The sequence below is a fragment of the Sunxiuqinia indica genome, from assembly GCF_009847015.1.
Classification (GTDB): Bacteria; Bacteroidota; Bacteroidia; order Bacteroidales; family Prolixibacteraceae; genus Sunxiuqinia; species Sunxiuqinia indica.
Map to the genome: position 1 here is coordinate 112,697 of NZ_WVEM01000010.1, position 16,845 is coordinate 129,541.

The 16,845-nt window shown below is 40.9% G+C and carries 17 protein-coding genes; 7 read left to right on the forward strand and 10 right to left on the reverse strand.

From position 1 onward, the window contains the following. Window positions 1-21: 21 nt before the first annotated feature. Both GR929_RS15385 and GR929_RS15390 read left to right on the forward strand, forming a co-directional pair. Entirely contained in the window at window positions 22-834 is an 813-nt protein-coding gene (locus tag GR929_RS15385; protein ID WP_159521359.1) for a mechanosensitive ion channel family protein, read from the forward strand. 27 nt (window positions 835-861) lie between these two features. Further along, window positions 862-1,755, forward strand: coding sequence for a DUF3078 domain-containing protein (locus GR929_RS15390; RefSeq protein ID WP_159521361.1), 894 nt, complete (start codon window positions 862-864; stop codon window positions 1,753-1,755). Window positions 1,756-2,010: 255 nt separating this feature from the next. Here GR929_RS15390 and GR929_RS15395 read toward each other — a convergent pair whose 3' ends face one another. From GR929_RS15395 to GR929_RS15405, 3 genes are read right to left on the reverse strand one after another with little or no spacing between them, the layout of a single operon-like run. Further along, window positions 2,011-2,217 carry an RNA-binding S4 domain-containing protein gene (locus tag GR929_RS15395; protein WP_159521363.1) on the reverse strand — a complete coding sequence of 69 codons (207 nt, stop codon included), beginning with the start codon at window positions 2,215-2,217 and terminating at the stop codon, window positions 2,011-2,013. Between the two features lie 10 nt (window positions 2,218-2,227). Continuing rightward, the gene (locus GR929_RS15400; RefSeq protein ID WP_159521365.1) at window positions 2,228-2,581 is read right to left on the reverse strand and encodes an MmcQ/YjbR family DNA-binding protein; all 354 of its coding nucleotides are present in this window, start codon (window positions 2,579-2,581) and stop codon (window positions 2,228-2,230) included. Window positions 2,582-2,626: 45 nt separating this feature from the next. Then, complete coding sequence (locus GR929_RS15405) at window positions 2,627-2,989, reverse strand: YraN family protein (protein WP_159521367.1); 363 nt, start codon at window positions 2,987-2,989, stop codon at window positions 2,627-2,629. A 134-nt stretch (window positions 2,990-3,123) separates the two neighbouring features. On the opposite strand from GR929_RS15405, the gene GR929_RS15410 reads away from it, so the two are divergent. Genes GR929_RS15410 through GR929_RS15420 form a run of 3 tightly spaced genes read left to right on the forward strand, consistent with a single transcriptional unit; the run spans window position 3,124 to window position 8,677 of the window. Then, window positions 3,124-4,359: a TolC family protein gene (locus GR929_RS15410; RefSeq protein WP_159521369.1), complete on the forward strand. Its 1,236-nt coding sequence runs from the start codon at window positions 3,124-3,126 to the stop codon at window positions 4,357-4,359. A gap of 11 nt (window positions 4,360-4,370) precedes the next feature. Then, window positions 4,371-5,570: an efflux RND transporter periplasmic adaptor subunit gene (locus tag GR929_RS15415; protein ID WP_159521371.1), complete on the forward strand. Its 1,200-nt coding sequence runs from the start codon at window positions 4,371-4,373 to the stop codon at window positions 5,568-5,570. Between the two features lie 20 nt (window positions 5,571-5,590). Next, on the forward strand, window positions 5,591-8,677 hold the full coding sequence (locus tag GR929_RS15420) for an efflux RND transporter permease subunit (RefSeq protein ID WP_159521373.1): 3,087 nt from the start codon (window positions 5,591-5,593) through the stop codon (window positions 8,675-8,677). Window positions 8,678-8,737: 60 nt separating this feature from the next. On the opposite strand, the gene GR929_RS15425 is transcribed toward GR929_RS15420, so the two are convergent. Next, complete coding sequence (locus GR929_RS15425; RefSeq protein WP_159521375.1) at window positions 8,738-9,640, reverse strand: S66 peptidase family protein; 903 nt, start codon at window positions 9,638-9,640, stop codon at window positions 8,738-8,740. A gap of 116 nt (window positions 9,641-9,756) precedes the next feature. On the opposite strand from GR929_RS15425, the gene GR929_RS15430 reads away from it, so the two are divergent. Beyond that, complete coding sequence (locus GR929_RS15430) at window positions 9,757-10,407, forward strand: NADPH-dependent F420 reductase (protein ID WP_159521377.1); 651 nt, start codon at window positions 9,757-9,759, stop codon at window positions 10,405-10,407. Between the two features lie 168 nt (window positions 10,408-10,575). Here GR929_RS15430 and GR929_RS15435 read toward each other — a convergent pair whose 3' ends face one another. The 5 genes from GR929_RS15435 to GR929_RS15455 all read right to left on the reverse strand — a co-directional run bounded on the left by GR929_RS15435 (window position 10,576) and on the right by GR929_RS15455 (window position 14,858). Continuing rightward, a complete protein-coding gene (locus GR929_RS15435) occupies window positions 10,576-11,952 on the reverse strand; it encodes a tryptophanase (RefSeq protein WP_159521379.1) in 1,377 nt (458 codons plus the stop codon). Between the two features lie 181 nt (window positions 11,953-12,133). Continuing rightward, entirely contained in the window at window positions 12,134-13,366 is a 1,233-nt protein-coding gene (locus GR929_RS15440) for an alpha/beta hydrolase family protein (protein ID WP_159521381.1), read from the reverse strand. A gap of 23 nt (window positions 13,367-13,389) precedes the next feature. Continuing rightward, on the reverse strand, window positions 13,390-13,773 hold the full coding sequence (folK, locus tag GR929_RS15445; protein ID WP_159521383.1) for a 2-amino-4-hydroxy-6-hydroxymethyldihydropteridine diphosphokinase: 384 nt from the start codon (window positions 13,771-13,773) through the stop codon (window positions 13,390-13,392). Next, window positions 13,770-14,123 (reverse strand): dihydroneopterin aldolase, encoded by a 354-nt coding sequence (locus GR929_RS15450; RefSeq protein WP_159521385.1) that lies wholly within the window; start codon window positions 14,121-14,123, stop codon window positions 13,770-13,772. Before GR929_RS15450 ends, folK begins: the two co-directional genes overlap by 4 nt. Window positions 14,124-14,132: 9 nt before the next feature. Beyond that, a complete protein-coding gene (locus GR929_RS15455; RefSeq protein ID WP_159521387.1) occupies window positions 14,133-14,858 on the reverse strand; it encodes an SDR family NAD(P)-dependent oxidoreductase in 726 nt (241 codons plus the stop codon). Window positions 14,859-15,058: 200 nt separating this feature from the next. Between GR929_RS15455 and GR929_RS15460 the strand changes: the two genes are divergently transcribed. Next, window positions 15,059-16,159 carry a universal stress protein gene (locus GR929_RS15460; RefSeq protein WP_159521389.1) on the forward strand — a complete coding sequence of 367 codons (1,101 nt, stop codon included), beginning with the start codon at window positions 15,059-15,061 and terminating at the stop codon, window positions 16,157-16,159. A gap of 42 nt (window positions 16,160-16,201) precedes the next feature. Here the strand turns inward: GR929_RS15460 and GR929_RS15465 are convergent, their stop codons facing one another. After that, the gene (locus GR929_RS15465) at window positions 16,202-16,810 is read right to left on the reverse strand and encodes a riboflavin synthase (RefSeq protein WP_159521391.1); all 609 of its coding nucleotides are present in this window, start codon (window positions 16,808-16,810) and stop codon (window positions 16,202-16,204) included. Window positions 16,811-16,845 lie beyond the last annotated feature (35 nt).

Sequence of the window (16,845 nt, forward strand, 5' to 3'; positions counted from 1 at the left end):
TATTAACTTAAAATCATAATTATGGAATATTTAGACGGAGCTTCAGAATGGATATCTGAAATGATTGTTGTCTATGGGATAAAATTGGTTGCGGCCTTAATTACATTAGTCGTTGGTCTTTGGATTATTAAATTAATCACCAATGCCATCTCGAAAATGATGGATAAAAAGAATGTTGATCCTTCATTGCGTGGATTTTTGAAAAGCGTTCTTGGGATTACTTTAAAAATTCTGCTGGTTGTTTCTGTTATTGGGATGATGGGCATTGAGATGACTTCCTTTATCGCCATTTTGGGTGCTGCTGGTTTGGCTGTTGGTTTGGCTTTGTCCGGGACCTTGCAAAACTTCGCAGGAGGTGTTATTATTTTAATTATTAAACCCTTTAAGGTGGGCGATTATATTGAAGCTCAGGGGTATGCCGGTTCTGTTCGTGAAATTCAGATTTTCAATACTGTTTTGAAAACGCCGGATAATGTAACAATTGTGATCCCTAATGGGGGATTGTCAACAGGTTCAATTAAAAATTACTCAGCCGAGGAGCAACGCCGTGTCGATTTTGTTTTTGGTATTGCCTATGGCGACGATTACGATAAGGCAAAAGCGGTGATTACAAAATTGATTGAGGCTGATTCTCGATCATTGAAAGATCCTGCTCCTTTTATTGTTCTTGGCGAGTTGGCTGACAGTTCGGTTAATATCACTGTCCGTGTATGGACAAAAGCTTCGGATTATTGGGGATTCAAGTTTGATATGACCGAAAGGGTTTATAAGGAGTTCCCAAAAGAAAACCTGAATATTCCGTTTCCACAATTGGATGTTCACGTTCAGAAGTAATCAGAATTTTAGAATCAAAATTAATCTATGAAACGTTTTTTTATTCTCTTATTATTTTTGCCGCTTGTCGGTTTTTCTCAGTCAAACAACGATACAACAAAAGTATGGACATTGGGAGGAGATGCATCAATCAACTTTTCTCAAGTTTCACTTTCAAATTGGTCTGCGGGAGGTAAAAGTTCAGCTTCAGGAACATTCCTTTTTAATGCCTTTGCCAATTATTCGAAAGATAAAGTCAGTTGGGAAAATTCGTTGAATTTGGGGTATGGTCTGATGAAGGAAGAAGACAGTCAATCGGTGAAAACTGACGACAAAATAGACTTTAGCTCCAAGTATGGACTTAAAGGAAAGAGTAAGATATATTACACGCTTCTGTTTAACTTTCGTACTCAAATGACTGATGGATACAAGTATCCGGATCGGGATAACGCCATTTCAACGCTTATGGCTCCGGGATATTTGACATTGGCCTTGGGTGCTGACTATAAGCCGAACGATAAGTTTTCACTTTTTGTTTCTCCTTTAACAGGTAAAATGACTGTGGTCTCGGATGATGATCTTTCGGATCAAGGAGCATTTGGAGTTGATCCGGGGAAAAAGAGCCGTACCGAATTAGGAGCTTTTCTAAAAACTCAGTTTAAAACAACCGTGGTTGAAAACGTGAGTTTAGAAACAAAACTCGATCTTTTTTCGAATTACCTGGATAAGCCTGAGAATATAGATGTTCACTGGGATGTGTTGATTAATATGAAAATCAACGACTATCTTTCGGCAAACCTGATTACAAATCTAATTTACGATGACGATGTAGACATCGCTGTTGATTCGAATAACAATGGAGTGATTGATGATGCTGATGATAGAAGTCCACGCGTACAATTTAAAGAGTTGTTTGGCGTTGGACTAAGCTTTAAGTTCTAACATATGTTTAAGTTCCCTGTAAATTTAGCTATCCTTATTAACAATAAATATTCGTTTATGTGATAAAATGGATCGTTTTTGCATCAAAACGATCAGTTCATCTAATGGAGTAGAAAAAGCTTGATTTATTGGTAGCATATGAAGTACTTTTGAAAGAGCAAATAGAGATTAAGCAAGGTTAAGCTTTTTTTTTCTTTCATTCACTCTTAAGCGCACAAGCAATCAAAAGCCGGTGAGTCCTTCACCGGCTTTTTTCTATTTTATTTTTACTGTTTCACCTTCAAATTCGATAACATCACCTTTTCGAAGTTTGGCTCGTTTTCGATATTCTGTTTCTCCGTTTAGCAGAACCAGGCCATCGTCAACCACAATTTTTGCCATTCCGCCCGATTCAACCAACCGCAGTAATTTTAGAAGTTTGATTAGTTCGATGTATTCTGTTTTCAATTCAAATTCGGTCATAAATTTTGAGTTAGAGTTTTTTCAATTCAGCTTGTTGTTTTTTGGGTAGTTTTTCAACAATCAACTTGTATGAATTATCAATCCAATCCAGAATAAGCTGATTGGAAACAGATCCGTCGATCAGTATCGTGTTCCATTGTTGTTTATTCATGTGGTAACCCGGTAGCACGCATGAATAGCGTTCGCGAAGCTCAATCGCTTTTTCCGGATCACACTTTAGGTTGATACGCAAATCTCCTTCCAGGTTGGTTAACGCAAACATCTTCCCCATCACTTTAAAAACCAGTGTCGTTTCATTAAACGGAAACCCTTCGGACACTCCTTTTTTGGAGATGCAGTAATTTCTTAGCTCTTCAATATTCATCAAATCACATTTAACGATTCAAAAATACGGAAATATTCAGAGGTTTCAGGCTGTTGGATAAAAAGCATCTTTTATATGTTCCAACTCAAAGTTTTGTCCATAAAAAACAATAGAGATCACGTCAAAACGAGTATCACGGTGGCTGTTTTTTTCAAAAATATACGCTTCGGCTGCATTTACCAGAAAACGAATTTTCTTATTGCTCACGGCTTCCGAAGGGTGTTCATAGCTATCATTACTTCGTGTCTTTACTTCTACAATTACCAACTCGTCTTTGTCTTGGGCAATAATATCGATTTCATAGTAATGAGCACGCCAATTGGTTTCCAAAATCTGGTATCCCAATGAGCGCAAATGCTCTTGCGCGATTGCTTCACCTTTGTTTCCAATTTCTTTTTGCTGACTCATATTATTGTTTATTGATGTAACAAGATAGTTCAATGGATGATAAGTACAAAATTTGTAATTTGTTACATCAAACAATTTTAGTTTTTATTTGTATAGTAATAAACATTTGTTCCCTTAATCAACTTCCTTTTGCTATGATGAAATATTTCGTGTTTTTATTTGTCTTATATGCAGGAGTCTCCGGCGCACAAGAAAATATATTACTCCTTCAACAAGCGGTTGACTCAGCTTTACTAAACAATCCTGATCTGAATCAAGCAAATGCTATCTTGAAGCAGAAAGAAAGTGAGTGGCGAACACTTACCGGAATTGAAGCACCTGAAATTAGCTATTTTGAAGAAGGAGTCAATCCGGATGTGCCCAAACCCTTCGAAGAAAGACGATGGACCATTTCTCAATCAGTCGATTTCCCGTTAACCACCATTTATCGACTAAAGGCGGTTAAAGAGGAAGCCAAAGCGGTGGGATTTCGAATAAAGGCGATGGAAAATGAAATTACCTCGCAGGTTAAATCACGCTACATCGAAGTACTGTATGCGCTTCATTTGAAGGAAGTAGGAGAACGTCAGAAAAAATTAGCCGATGAACTTTACAATGCAGCTTACACCCGGTTTGAAACCGGAATGGGCAACGGCATCGATTTGTTGAATGCTGAGTTGCAAGTTTCGGAGGCCGAAAATGTACTGAGCGAAGCAGAGCGCTTGTTGCACATGGCTAGGTACAGTTTGTTTTACCTGATGGGGCTTGAAGTTTCGGAGATTAATTATAGCATCCAATTTTCAGATTCACTAAAAAGTCGGCCTGTTGAAATTAATCAAATACAGGCTTTGGCCAAGTTGCAGGAGCAGCCCAATTACATGGCAGCCTTATGTGATTATAACGCTTCAAGCAATAAGTTGAAAGAAGCGAAAAGCAACATCCTACCCGATATTCGTCTCAATTTATACAAGCAAAATTACGGTGGAGGATTTAGTTATACTGGATTTGAAGTTGGACTGAGTATTCCGATTTGGCTGCCTTTTGAGCAAAAAGGGAAAATTGAGATGGCGCAAGCCCGGCAAACCGAAATTGAGTGGCAGCAAAAGTCCATTGAATTGGATATGAAACAGCAGATTGAACATGCCTGGCACAGCTATAAAAGCAGCAAGCAGATTATCGACCGATATAATGAAACGATGAGTGCTAAATCGCAAAAGTTACAGCAGCTAAGTTTGAAAGCTTACCAGTTGGGTGAGAGCGATTTGTTGAACCTGATTAATGCCCAGCAGACGTATTTGTTGAATCAAAAACGATACCTCACAGCCTTGCGCGATTATTACTTACAGCTAGCACAATTGGAAAAATTTCTCGATCAAGAATTAGTCTATTAAAATTCATCATCATGATACAATTCAAGCATTACTTATTGTTCATCTTAGTCGGCGGACTGCCGTTGTTTTTTGTATCCTGCTCAGGCGATAAAGTTGCAAACGAACCTGCAGCCGAAGTCTCGGAAACACCACCATCAATATCAGGTGATTCAGGAGGAAAGTTGGTGATTCATCTTTCGGATAAAGAGAAAGGCGAATTGAAAATAGAAACGGCAAAGGTTTCGAGCAATGTCCAGAATTATAGTTTGCTGGCGCCGGGAGTTGTTTTTCCGGCATCGGGACATGTCAGTATTATCAGTACTCCGATCGATGGACGAATTAGTGCAGTGATGGTTCGGGAAGGCGAACTCATCAGGCAGGGGCAGGAGCTATTTAAAATTGAAAGCCTTGTGTTTGGAAACCTGGTAGCTGAGTATTTACAAGCTATTGCCGAAGAAAAATTTCAGACGACCCGTTTAGAGCGCATGAAGCAATTGGTAGAGCAAACCATCAGTTCTAAATCAGAATTAGATCGAGCCATGTCTGATTATCAACGGGCAACGGCTGCTTCTATTGCGGCTTTTGCCAAGTTGAAAGCTATTGGTGTTCCGGATCATGAGATTGAAGCTTTGAAAAATGCTGAAAAAATTGACCCAACCCTAAAAATTCATGCCCCCATCTCAGGCAGCTTGGACCAGCGAATGGTTGAATTGGGGCAATCGGTCAATGCTCTCGAAAAGTTGGGTCGGATCATCGATCTGAAAAAAGTGTTGATCCGCGGTTATCTTAGTCCGGAAGATGCACGTTTCATTGTTGCTGGCGATTCGGTAAAAATTACCCGTCGCGAGAACGGAAACGACAGATTGACTTCAGTTGTGACTTCGGTGAATCCGGGTTTGGATGAAGATAACCGATCGGTTGTTGTTAACATTGAAGTCAATTCGAGTAATGGGTGGCCAAAACCGGGCGAAAATGTTCGGCTGGAAATTTCTACGAGCTCGTTGGGCGAAGTTTTTGCAGTTCCGTTGAAAGCGGTGACTTATGATGGCAATCGGGCCGTTGTTTTTGTGCAAAAAGATGGGAATACATTTGAAAAGAGATTTATTGAAATTACCGAAATCCGGGATCAGTTTGCCATTGTTAGTGGAGGCATGCAAGCGGACGAAGAACTAGCGGTTTCGCAGGTTTTTAGCTTAAAAGCGCTTTCGCGTTACGAATTAATTGCTGAATAATAACCAAAACGACTTCAATCATGCTCAATAAAATCATCGAATTTTCAGTAAGACAAAAGTTTGTAGCGCTGTCGTTGGTTGTGCTAATGGCCGGAGCGGGAGTCTATTCTCTGTTGAGGATTCCCATCAACTCGCTGCCCGATGTTACTCCGGTGCAGGTATTGGTTATTACAAAGGCCGGCCGTTATTCTCCGTACGATGTCGAAAAGCTCGTTAGCTACCCAATTGAAACCGCCATGAATGGCCTGCCCGATGTGAAAGAAGTGCGTTCTATTTCGCAATTCGGATTGTCGGCAGTGACTGTTGAATTTCAGGAAAGTACAGACATTTATTTTGCTCGTCAGATGGTTAGCCAGCGTTTGCAATCGATTGCTGATGAGTTGCCACCGGATGTATCAGCACCGCAACTTGGGCCAATTTCAACAGCCCTTGGCGAAATTTATCAATACGAAGTAAAAGGTGAGAACTACTCGCTAACCGAACTAAGAGAAATACAGGATTGGCTGATTGCCCCGCAGTTGAAAGTGGTTAAGGGAGTAACCGAAATTAACTCTTTTGGAGGATTTGTTAAGCAGTACGATGTCATTATTCAGCCCGGTAAAATGCGAAATTATGGGGTGGGCATTCAGGATATCATCAGTGCCATTGAGCAAAATAACAGCGTGTCGGGTGGAAATTACCTGGAACACAACCGCGAGCAATACATTGTGCGTGGATTTGGTCAAATTAACAAGAAAGAAGACATCCTGAATATTGTTGTGACCAAACTAGACAACAAGCCTGTTTTTATTAAAGATTTAGCCGATGTAGAATTGGGGACACAAATTAGGCAAGGAGGAGTAACCCGCGATGGTAAAGGTGAAGTAGTCACTGGAATTGTGATGATGCTGAGGGGAGGAAACGGGCGCGAAGTCATTGCTGGGATTGACGAGAAAATAACCTCCATCAATCAGAGTTTACCAGAAGGAGTAGAAATTGAAAAGTTTTACGATCAATCCGATCTAATTGAGCGTACAACAGGAACCATTACCACCAACCTGGTAGAAGGTGGTTTTTTGGTGATCGTCGTTTTGCTTTTAATGCTTGGTGAGATTTCAGGGGCGATTATCGTGGCAATGGTTATCCCGTTTTCCATGCTATTTGCTTTTATTGGTATGCGCGAATTTGGCTTGGCTGCCAACTTAATGAGTTTAGGAGCGATTGACTTCGGGATGGTGGTTGATGGTTCGGTGGTGATGGTTGAAAATATCATTCGCCGATTACACGATAGTAAGAAAGGCCAATCTACCGATGAGACGATCGTTTCGGCGGCAAAACAGGTGGCCCGTCCCATCTTCTTTGGGGTGCTGATTATCCTGATGGTTTACGTTCCCATTATGACTTTTAGTGGAATGGAAGGAATTTTATATCGTCCAATGGCAATTACCGTTGCAGCTGCGGTTTTGGGGTCGCTATTGTTAGCCTTGGTTTTTATTCCTTCAATTTCTGCGTTGGTTTTCAGGCGCGGAGTAAAGCCGCGAAAAAATTGGCTGGTAAATTGGTTGCAGCCAATTTATCAGCGATTTCTGGAACGGAATATTCAAAAGCGCGTGGTGGTGCTTAGCATTGCTTTGGCAGTTTTCGGATTGTCCATGGTGGTCATGTTTCGGCTTGGAAGTGAGTTTTTACCGGAATTGGAAGAGGGCTCCATATTGGTTGAGCAGGTTCGGATGCCTTCAGTAACTTTAGAAGAATCTATCGAAAATGCCAACTGGCTTGCCGGTCAGCTGATGAAAGACATTCCGGAGATTAAAACCGTGGTTCCCAAAACCGGCCGATCTGATTTGGCAAACGACTGGATGGGCGTGCACCAAACCGATGTGTGGGTGGTTTTGAAAAACCCCGATGAATGGCGGGAAGGAATATCAAAACCAGACATTATTGCTCAAATTGAGCCCTACCTGAAAACGGAGCCGGGCTTAGCATACAACTTTACCCAGCCTATTGCAATGCGTGTTGATGAGTTGACCAGTGGCGTTAAATCCGATTTGGCCGTGAAAATTTATGGTGAAGATTTGGATGAATTAAATCGCATTGGTGAAGCTGTTTCGAAAGTTGTTGCAGGGATGGAAGGAACGGATAATTTCTTTGTGGAACAGCCTATTGGGCAACCCTACCTAACCATTGAAATTGATCGTGAAGCAGTTGCATCATTTGGCTTGAATGTAGATGAAGTGCAGCAAGTGATTGAAGCCGGAATTGGCGGACAAGTGGCCGGACAGGTTTACGAAGGACAACGGCGGTTTGATATTCAGGTGCGCTATCCGGAAGATATTCGGAAGCAGTTACAACAGATTCAGGAAATTCCGGTGCATTTGGCCAACGGGCAGTTCATTCCATTGAAACGGGTAAGCAAAATTATAGCGCAGGAAGGACCTCGCGAGATTCAGCGCGAAAATGGCTGGAGGCGATTGATTGTGGGAGTCAACATTCAAAATATTGATATTGGAACCTATGTTGCCAATTTGCAGCAGGGTATAAATAATCAAGCCAACGTTCCGTCCGGCTATTTTCTCGAGTATGGGGGTACTTTTGAGAATCAGCGTCGGGCAATGAATCATTTGTTATTGGTTGTGCCTTTATCGTTGTTTATAATCATTGGCTTGCTGTACCTCAATTTTGGAAATATGCGTTATGCTATGATTATTTTGCTGAACCTGCCTTTTGCATTATCCGGGGGCGTTTTTCTACTTTGGATGCGCGGAATGTATTTGTCGGTTTCAGCGAGTATTGGTTTTGTAGCCTTGTTCGGAGTGGCTGTACTGAACGGAATTGTATTGCTGGATCACATCAATGAATTACGAAAGGAAAGCAAATTATCGCTGAAGAAAACAGTGATCAGCGGAGCAGCCGACCGCTTGCGCCCGGTTTTGATGACTGCTTTGGTAGCCAGCTTGGGTTTCATTCCAATGGCGTTTAACTCGGGACCGGGATCTGAAGTGCAACGACCACTGGCGACGGTGGTTATAGGAGGTTTGATTACCTCTACTTTGCTAACTCTTTTGGTGTTGCCAACCATTTATCTGTGGGTTGAAAAGCGGAGAAAGAAACCGGCTGCGATTCAATAAGAGCAAGTCGCGAAAAGGTATGAGAAGGAGAAGCTGACTACAGGTTCTCCTTTTTATTTTTTATGATCTACTTAATTGTGCCTTTTCTTCGGTAACCGTTAAAATATAATCGGCACCAAAAACCAAGGGTAAATTGCGCGCAATGTGTCCGGCTGGAAAATCAAAGCAAACCGGGTAGTTGTAATCTTTTACCGCATCACGAATAATCTCCAGTGCCGTTTGTCCAAATGGCGAATCATTGTTTTTCATGTCGGTAAATCCACCAACGAGCAGCCCGCGAAGTTTGGCGAGTTTCCCCGACAATTTCAGGCTGTGCATTATGCGATCAAGGTGATACAAGTATTCAGCTAAATCTTCAATAAACAGAATCTTTCCATCAGTTTGAGGTTCCAAAGGGGTTCCTAATAAGCTGTAAACGATCGACAGATTACCCCCAATTACCTGGGCAGACGTATTTCCATTTCGGTTAAATTCATGAGGTGGAACAAGCACATCCGAACTTTTGCCTTTTAGCACGTTTATCAATTCAGTAAAACTCTCGGAAGGTTGATTTTCTTTTAAAAAGAAAGCTGGCATTGCTCCATGAATACTGCAAAATCCTTCTTTTTGAAAAAGAGCATGCAAAACGGTAATGTCGCTGAAGCCAACCAACCATTTCGGCTGTTTCTGGAAATTTGAAAGGTTAAGTTTATCTGCAATACGAATAGCGCCATAACCTCCACGTGCGCAGATAATGGCTTTGCAATCCGGATCGTCAAAAGCCAATTGTAAATCATTTAAACGTTCTTCATCTTTTGCGGCAAATTGAAAGTGATTGCTGAAAGTATGGGGTGCTACCAGAACTTCAAATCCCTGTTTCTGAAGCAAGTTGATACCTGGAACGATTTTATCTTTTTGCACTTTTCCTGATGGAGAAACAATTCGTATTCGATCGCCTGATTGTAAAAAGTCTGGTTTCTGCATTCCTGTTCATTTTAGATTGGATGAAGTTACAAATCTTCCGGGTGGCTGAAAACCATATTTCAAATAAAATCGTATCACCCAAAATAGTTCCAGCAGTAATTTATATTCAAACTAAAATGAGAAAACGAGTTGGTATTATCGGTTCAGGAGACGTTGGCCGTGCGTTGGCTGATGGCTTCTTAAAATATGGTTTTGAAGTGAAAATTGGCACCCGAAATCCGGATCGGCTGATTGATTGGCTAAAAAAGTCTGGTGAAAAAGCTACGGTTTGTAGTTTTGAGGAGGCCGCGCATTTTGGCGATTTGGTGGTGCTGGCGGTAAAAGGCAATGCCGCGGAGTTTGCGCTTGACATGGCCGGAGCAGCTACTTTGCATGAGAAAACAGTGATCGATACGTGCAATCCGATAAGTGAAGAGCCATTAGAAAACGGGGTTCTGAACTTTTTTACAAAGCCTAACTTCTCACTGATGGAGAAATTGCAAAATAAGTATTCTCGCATTCATTTTGTGAAGGCGTTCAATAGTGTTGGCAATGCCTTAATGGTCGATCCGCAGTTTGAAGAGGGTAGACCAACCATGTTTATTTGTGGAAACAATGACAAAGCCAAAGGAGATGTTCAAGAAGTTTTGGACTTATTTGGTTGGGATGTCGCAGATCTAGGTAAAGTTGAAGCGGCTCGTGCCATTGAGCCCTTGTGCATGCTGTGGTGCATCCCGGGCTTTTTGAATAACGAATGGAATCATGCCTTTAAGCTATTAAAAAAATAAGCTTGATTCAAGATCTTGAATCAAGCTTACCTCAGTAAAAACAAGTATTTATTTTGTTTTCGAATTGATTGATTGTAACAAATGTAAAGAATTTTCGAATTAATTGTTCTTTTAATCCAAATAAATTTGGCTTTATCTTAAAAACTTTCCACTGCTGAAATATGGTCGTTATTTCTGTTTTAATTTAACAGTAAAATGTCTCATAATTGGAGCTTCCTCCACAATTTGAAATCCCGATTGAATACTATTCCTTCTCTCGAAAATATTCATTAAGCCTGTTGCCACTACGTCCATGTGATTGTTGGTGTAGGTACGGCGAGGAATTGCCAGCCGCAGAAACTCCAATTTTGGATAGCGATTTTGCTTTGTTTCCGGATCTCGATCGGCTAGCAATGTGCCAACTTCCACTCCTCGAACTCCCGCTTCTAAATACAGCTCAATGGCTAAGGTTTGAGCAACATATTCTTCTTTTGGGATCCGGGGTAAAAAGCTTTTTGCATCAACAAATACAGCATGTCCGCCCAACGGTTTTTGCACAGGAATTCCGGCATCAATGAGTTGGTTGCCGAGGTAATGAACCTGCCTGATTCTATTCTCCAGATAATCACCGTTCGTGACTTCATCCAGTCCAACAGCCAGCGCATTCATATCGCGGCCAGCCATACCTCCATAGGTATTAAAACCTTCGTACATAATATTGAAAACCATGGCTTGTTTGTACCAATTCTCATTGCGCATTGCCAGGATTCCTCCAATATTAACAATCCCATCTTTTTTGCTACTCATGGTCATTCCATCGGCATATTGATACATTTCAGCAACGATTTCTCTGATGCTTTTATTCGCATAGCCTTCTTCCCTGTTTTGAATAAACCAGGCATTCTCAGCAAAACGAGCCGAATCAAAAATAACAGGAATGCCATATTGATCTGCAGCTGCTCTAATTTGTTTTATGTTTTTCATTGAAACAGGTTGACCTCCAGAGCTATTGCACGTCAGGGTGACAATAATTAGGGGAATCTGTTCTTTGGTATGGCTCTCCAAAACGTTGGTAAGCTTTTCGATATCGATGTTCCCTTTAAAAGGATGACCGCCATTGGTGTCAAATGCCTCGTCAATAGTGCAGTCGATCGCTTTTGCTTTTCGAAATTCGATATGTCCTTTTGTAGTGTCGAAATGAGAGTTTCCGGGAACTACCTGTCCTTCTTTTACTAATACAGAGAACAGCACATTTTCAGCAGCTCTTCCCTGGTGAACAGGTAAAAAATAATCGAACCCGAATATCTCTTTAACTTTATCTTTTAAATGATGAAAAGATGATGATCCGGCATAGCTTTCATCTCCGGTCATTAATGCGCCCCACTGGCGGTCGCTCATTGCTCCGGTTCCACTGTCGGTTAACAAGTCGATAAAAACTTGATCGCTCCGCAAATTGAATAAATTGTAATGCGCTTCGTCTATCCATTTTTCCCTTTGTTTGCGGGTACTTTGGTAGATCGGCTCTACCATTTTTATTTTATAATTTTCTGCAAAAGGTAAATCCATTCCTTGCTTATTTTAGGTGAAAAAATAATCAAACTACAATCTCAGTTTAGAGTGCAGGAATGGGGAAAGCATCGCGGTTTTTGATGTTTTTGAGTGTAAATTTTATGGTTGTTTGAATATCCATAATCCAACAAAAGTAAGCTCTTTACTTCAGGAAAAGTATTAAAAATGTCAGTTCTGCCTAATTATTCTTCAATTCCAGAAACCATTTTAACGTGGCAAAGCCGAATGGTAGAATCGCCGATTTATGATTTACGTCAGGAAGTATAGTCAGCTGAACTTGTTGGGATATATTCAGTGCATCAAAATCCGCCTTAAGCTTTTGAGATACTTCTACCGGCACGAAGGTGTCATTAGCGCCATGGTACAAATGAACAGGGGTCGCAATATCCCAGGCAGTAACGCTATTGGCTGAAAAAGCTTGCCTGATTGGCTCATAGGCAACACTGTCTTGATACCCTAAAATATAATCAGCCTGCAGGAGATCGTCGATTTGTGTGGTTAGTTGGGCGTTTATTTGCTCTCCCGATTGCACGCCATCAAAAAGGGCAGGAATTTTTGATGCATATTCATCAGCAAAAATTTCATCCAGTTCATTTGGAAATTGCTCATGGACATTGTAGGCATGCATCAGATAAGCTAAAAAGTAAGGCATGGGATAAGCCTCCTGATTCAAAATCAATGAGGTCGTGTAGTTGAGATCATATGGACCGGCACCGCACGAACTTGCTTTGAGTGTATAGTCTTCAAGTCCAGCCTGTTCAATTGAGTCTTGCAGTTGCATGGTTGACCAACCACCTTGCGAGTATCCCATCAGGTACAGATCGTTGTTCAAATCAGCATGAATATGCGCGCGCTTCGAAAACTCACGAGTGGCTTTCAGCATGTCAATCATTGAAGGAACAGTATTGTTTACTTCCAGATAGGGGTGTAAAACTTCTTGAGATTCACCAAATCCGGGATAATCCGGAATAACTACGATGAAGCCCATTGTGGAAACACTTTTCAAAAGTTTGAAAAGGTCACTGCCTGTGTCAACCGAGGGTGCTTTATTGTGTTCAACATAGGTGCCGTTTTGGAAGCTAATGACAGGATAACTGCCCGGGGTATCTGGCATGCAAACGACACCCGAAGCAAGAAGAGGCTTTCCTTGAAAGCTTGTTCGGTACGAGATTTTATAAAATGAGGCATCGGTAATTACTTCATCAGCTAATCCCTGTGCCTGATCAAACTGTTGTGCCATTGCCGTAAAAATTAGCTTAGAAATACTGGGTTGCATCGAACCGATATATTCGTCCGATTCCAGCGTGTAGAATGTAGGTTCGTCAATAACCGGATCGTTGTTCTTAGAACATGAAATGATCAGGGCGCTGATTATCAGAAAAAAGGGGAGTGTTTTATAGTGAGTTTTCATCGTATTTTTATTTATTTTAAAGTTTACTTTTTATCGTTAAAGCCAAGCTCGGCTGCAGATTGACGAAGAAAATCACGTGTGTAGTAATCTTTGTCTACAATTTCACCGTTCCATATCATCACATCAAGGTCAATGGTTCGAGGGCCGAATTTTATTTGCGTTCGATCGCGTTTTAATTGGTCTTCAATACCCTTCAAGTAAATAACTAACTCTTTTTGCGACCAGTTTGTTTCAATTTTGATTGCTCCATTGGTAAAATCAGCCTGGTTTGTATAACCAACCGGTTTTGTTTTTATCATTTTGGAAACTTCCAAGATAAGAAGATCTTTTTTTAGAAGCTTCAGAGCTTGCTGAATATTTTTTTCTGCTTCAATGTTCGAACCGATGCCAATGATACAAGTATTCATTTTTCAGATTCCATTTGAAAAGAGACTGATTCGGCGAAACGTAACGCATGTGGTTTGTCTACTTCAACTTTTGCCCAAAGCACCAATTCATCTTCCATAATCATTTCCAGTAGGTTTTTGGTCAATACTTCCAGTAGTTTAAATCGGCCTTCCTGCACGTAAGCAATTACCTTTTTAGTTATTTTCTTGTAATCGTAAATACCTTCCGGATCGTCTGATTCCAGCGCTCGTTCGGGTATTGAAACTTCGATTTCAAGATTAATGATGACATCTTGCTTGTTGATCAGTTCTTCAGGGTTGAAACCGATAAATGTACGAAGTAAGAGGTTTTTAACGCAAATTCGTGCCATAGTTATTGATTAGTTTTTTCCTAAGTTTTCACCGCCGTCAGCAAAAAGCAACTGCCCGGTTAGGTGGTCGTTTTCCAAAATAAAATCCAGACTGCGGATTATTGGCTCCAGGCCACCCGGCTTTTGCATCGGAATCTCTTTAGCCAGCTCCCAAAGATAATCTTCATCCTGATCTTCTGGTGGCAAAGTTACTCCGGGAGCGATTGCATTGACCCTTATTTTTGGGGCCAGCTCAAGTGCTGCCATTTTTGTCAATTCCCAGAGGGCTTTTTTCGATATCGAGTAAGCCGCAAAGTTTGACTTATTCGTTGTAATCCGGGTATCAACAAAATTAATGATTAATCCTTGCTTGGCATAATTTGCAAAATCTCGACTTAGCAAAAACGGAGCTTGAAAATTAACAGTCATTTGCTTTTGTAGTAATTCCAGAGCCGTATCTTTCAAATACGAGGGGTCAAAAACCGAGGCATTATTAATCAACAAATCCAACGATTGAAATTTCTTCATTACGTCAGGAATTAATCGTTGTACCTCTTTTTCGTCCATTAAGTTGGCCTGAAAGATAGCAAACTTGTTTTGCGCAAATTGTTTCGACAGTTCACTCTCCAATTCTTCGGCCTGCTTGCCTGATGAGTTGTAATGAAGGGCAATGTTCCATCCCTTTGAGGCCAGGTGATTTGCCAGCGTTTTCCCAATTCGTTTTGAAGCGCCTGTAATTAATGCCGTCTTTTTCATATCGAAATTTACTGTTTTATGTCAAAAATGACAACAGCAGACTGTTGAATTTGTTTGCCAACGAACAATGCAAGTTGGACATCTCTCCGATGATATGTTAAGCAATAGGTTTCAGCAGAATCTGACGCAATTTTGAAACTAAAAGGTGGTAATTTCCATAAAATAGATTAGTAACTGAGTTTATCTAAAAATTGATAGCCATGGAAGAAAAGATCATAACCATCGCGTTGTTGCCTTATTCCAAAGCGGAAGTGCTACGGTCGTTGCTTGAGGCAAAGGGGATTGATAGTTCATTGGAAAACATTAACCTGATACAAGGAGCTGTCGCGACAGGGGTGAAGGTTCGAATTCATGCCAAAGATGCCAAAAAAGCTTATCCTGTTTTAAACAAGTTGTTGGGTGAAACAGAAAGGACGGGGCCGAAGTCGGAGAACTTTATTCTTATACCGGTTGATTTTTCTGGTTATTCGTTGAAAGCTGCATCAATGGCTTTCGAAATTGCAAACAAGTTGGATTCCAGCGTTGTGTTCTATCATGTCATTCCTCAACCAGATTATTTTACGATTCCATACTCTGATGTGATGGCTTTTGACGCTGGACTTTATGAGCATTTGAAAGGTCGTGAAGAGGCGGTTAATGAGGATTTTACTAAATTTTTGAGTAAGCTCAAAGAGCTGGTTGGAACATCTGTTTGGGAGACGGTGAAGATGGAACAGATCGTTAAAATGGGTTATCCTGAAGAAGATATTTTAGCCTATATTGAGTTGCACCCCCCACGATTGATTGTTATGGGAATAAAAGGTCCTTCAGAGGATTCGGATGCGGTTATGGGTAGCACTACTGCCGGAGTAATCTATCGGGCGGAAGTTCCGGTGTTGGTCATCCCCGAAAAGGCACCGCTACTCAATTTAGCTTCGGTTAAAAAAGTGGTTTATGCAACCAATTTTGATGAGAAGGATTTTGTTGCAATCGATAAGTTAGTGGGTATTTTGAAACCGTTTAATACAGAAACGACCTGTTTGCACATTGGAGACCTGGAAGAAGGGGAGTTGGCAAAGACCAGGCTTCAGTTTATGAAGAAAGAGTTAAAACGGAAGTACAAAGATGATGCTCTTTCTTGTGAAATGGTTCATGGCCAGAATGTACTGGCTGATTTGGAGAACTATATTCAGGATAACGAGATTGATATTTTGTCACTCACAACACACAAGCGCAATATGATTACGCGGATCTTTAATCCAAGTATTGCGCGAAAAATGGTTTTCCATTTGAAAACACCTTTATTGGTGTTTCATGCGTGAATGAATGAGAGCTAAAAAGCCGGGCAACTGCCCGGCTTTTTTTTATTTGAAAGTTGCTAATTTGCTGAGATATTTACCGATAATGTCAAACTCAAGGTTAATTACAGTTCCGGCCTCAAAAGTATGAAAGTTAGTCTCCTCGTAAGTGAAAGGAATGATGGCTACCTGAAACGAATTGTCTTTCGAGTTCACCACTGTCAAGCTAACACCGTTAACCGTTACTGAGCCTTTTTCAACGGTCATGTAGCCTTGTTGTGCTTTGCTTTTGTCAAACTCGTATTCAAAGGTAAAGTACCAGCTTCCGTCAGCTTCTTCAACCTTGGTGCAAGTTGCTGTTTGATCAACGTGTCCCTGAACAATGTGTCCGTCCAATCGGCCGTTCATCATCATACTGCGTTCCAGATTAACTTTGGTACCCACTTCCCAATAACCGAGGTTGGTTTTTAGCAAGGTTTCTTTGATTGCCGTAACGGTGTATGTTTTTGCTTTGTCGTCAATTTTCACTACGGTCAGGCAAACGCCATTGTGCGATACACTCTGATCAATTTTTAACTCGTCAACAAATGAGCAGGTTAATGTGAAATGATAATTTTCCTGATCTTTTTCGATGGCTTTCACCGTGCCATATTCTTCTACTATTCCTGAAAACATATGCTTTGTTTTTTTATGGGGCGAAGTTACCGAAT

What these genes read in the sequence shown, in the direction of transcription:
- GR929_RS15385 (WP_159521359.1), top strand. Translation starts at nt 22, where the DNA reads ATGGAATATTTAGACGGAGCTTCAGAATGGATATCTGAAATGATTGTT.
- GR929_RS15390 (WP_159521361.1), top strand. Translation starts at nt 862, where the DNA reads ATGAAACGTTTTTTTATTCTCTTATTATTTTTGCCGCTTGTCGGTTTT.
- GR929_RS15395 (WP_159521363.1), bottom strand. Translation starts at nt 2,217, where the DNA reads ATGACCGAATTTGAATTGAAAACAGAATACATCGAACTAATCAAACTT.
- GR929_RS15400 (WP_159521365.1), bottom strand. Translation starts at nt 2,581, where the DNA reads ATGAATATTGAAGAGCTAAGAAATTACTGCATCTCCAAAAAAGGAGTG.
- GR929_RS15405 (WP_159521367.1), bottom strand. Translation starts at nt 2,989, where the DNA reads ATGAGTCAGCAAAAAGAAATTGGAAACAAAGGTGAAGCAATCGCGCAA.
- GR929_RS15410 (WP_159521369.1), top strand. Translation starts at nt 3,124, where the DNA reads ATGATGAAATATTTCGTGTTTTTATTTGTCTTATATGCAGGAGTCTCC.
- GR929_RS15415 (WP_159521371.1), top strand. Translation starts at nt 4,371, where the DNA reads ATGATACAATTCAAGCATTACTTATTGTTCATCTTAGTCGGCGGACTG.
- GR929_RS15420 (WP_159521373.1), top strand. Translation starts at nt 5,591, where the DNA reads ATGCTCAATAAAATCATCGAATTTTCAGTAAGACAAAAGTTTGTAGCG.
- GR929_RS15425 (WP_159521375.1), bottom strand. Translation starts at nt 9,640, where the DNA reads ATGCAGAAACCAGACTTTTTACAATCAGGCGATCGAATACGAATTGTT.
- GR929_RS15430 (WP_159521377.1), top strand. Translation starts at nt 9,757, where the DNA reads ATGAGAAAACGAGTTGGTATTATCGGTTCAGGAGACGTTGGCCGTGCG.
- GR929_RS15435 (WP_159521379.1), bottom strand. Translation starts at nt 11,952, where the DNA reads ATGGATTTACCTTTTGCAGAAAATTATAAAATAAAAATGGTAGAGCCG.
- GR929_RS15440 (WP_159521381.1), bottom strand. Translation starts at nt 13,366, where the DNA reads ATGAAAACTCACTATAAAACACTCCCCTTTTTTCTGATAATCAGCGCC.
- folK (WP_159521383.1), bottom strand. Translation starts at nt 13,773, where the DNA reads ATGAATACTTGTATCATTGGCATCGGTTCGAACATTGAAGCAGAAAAA.
- GR929_RS15450 (WP_159521385.1), bottom strand. Translation starts at nt 14,123, where the DNA reads ATGGCACGAATTTGCGTTAAAAACCTCTTACTTCGTACATTTATCGGT.
- GR929_RS15455 (WP_159521387.1), bottom strand. Translation starts at nt 14,858, where the DNA reads ATGAAAAAGACGGCATTAATTACAGGCGCTTCAAAACGAATTGGGAAA.
- GR929_RS15460 (WP_159521389.1), top strand. Translation starts at nt 15,059, where the DNA reads ATGGAAGAAAAGATCATAACCATCGCGTTGTTGCCTTATTCCAAAGCG.
- GR929_RS15465 (WP_159521391.1), bottom strand. Translation starts at nt 16,810, where the DNA reads ATGTTTTCAGGAATAGTAGAAGAATATGGCACGGTGAAAGCCATCGAA.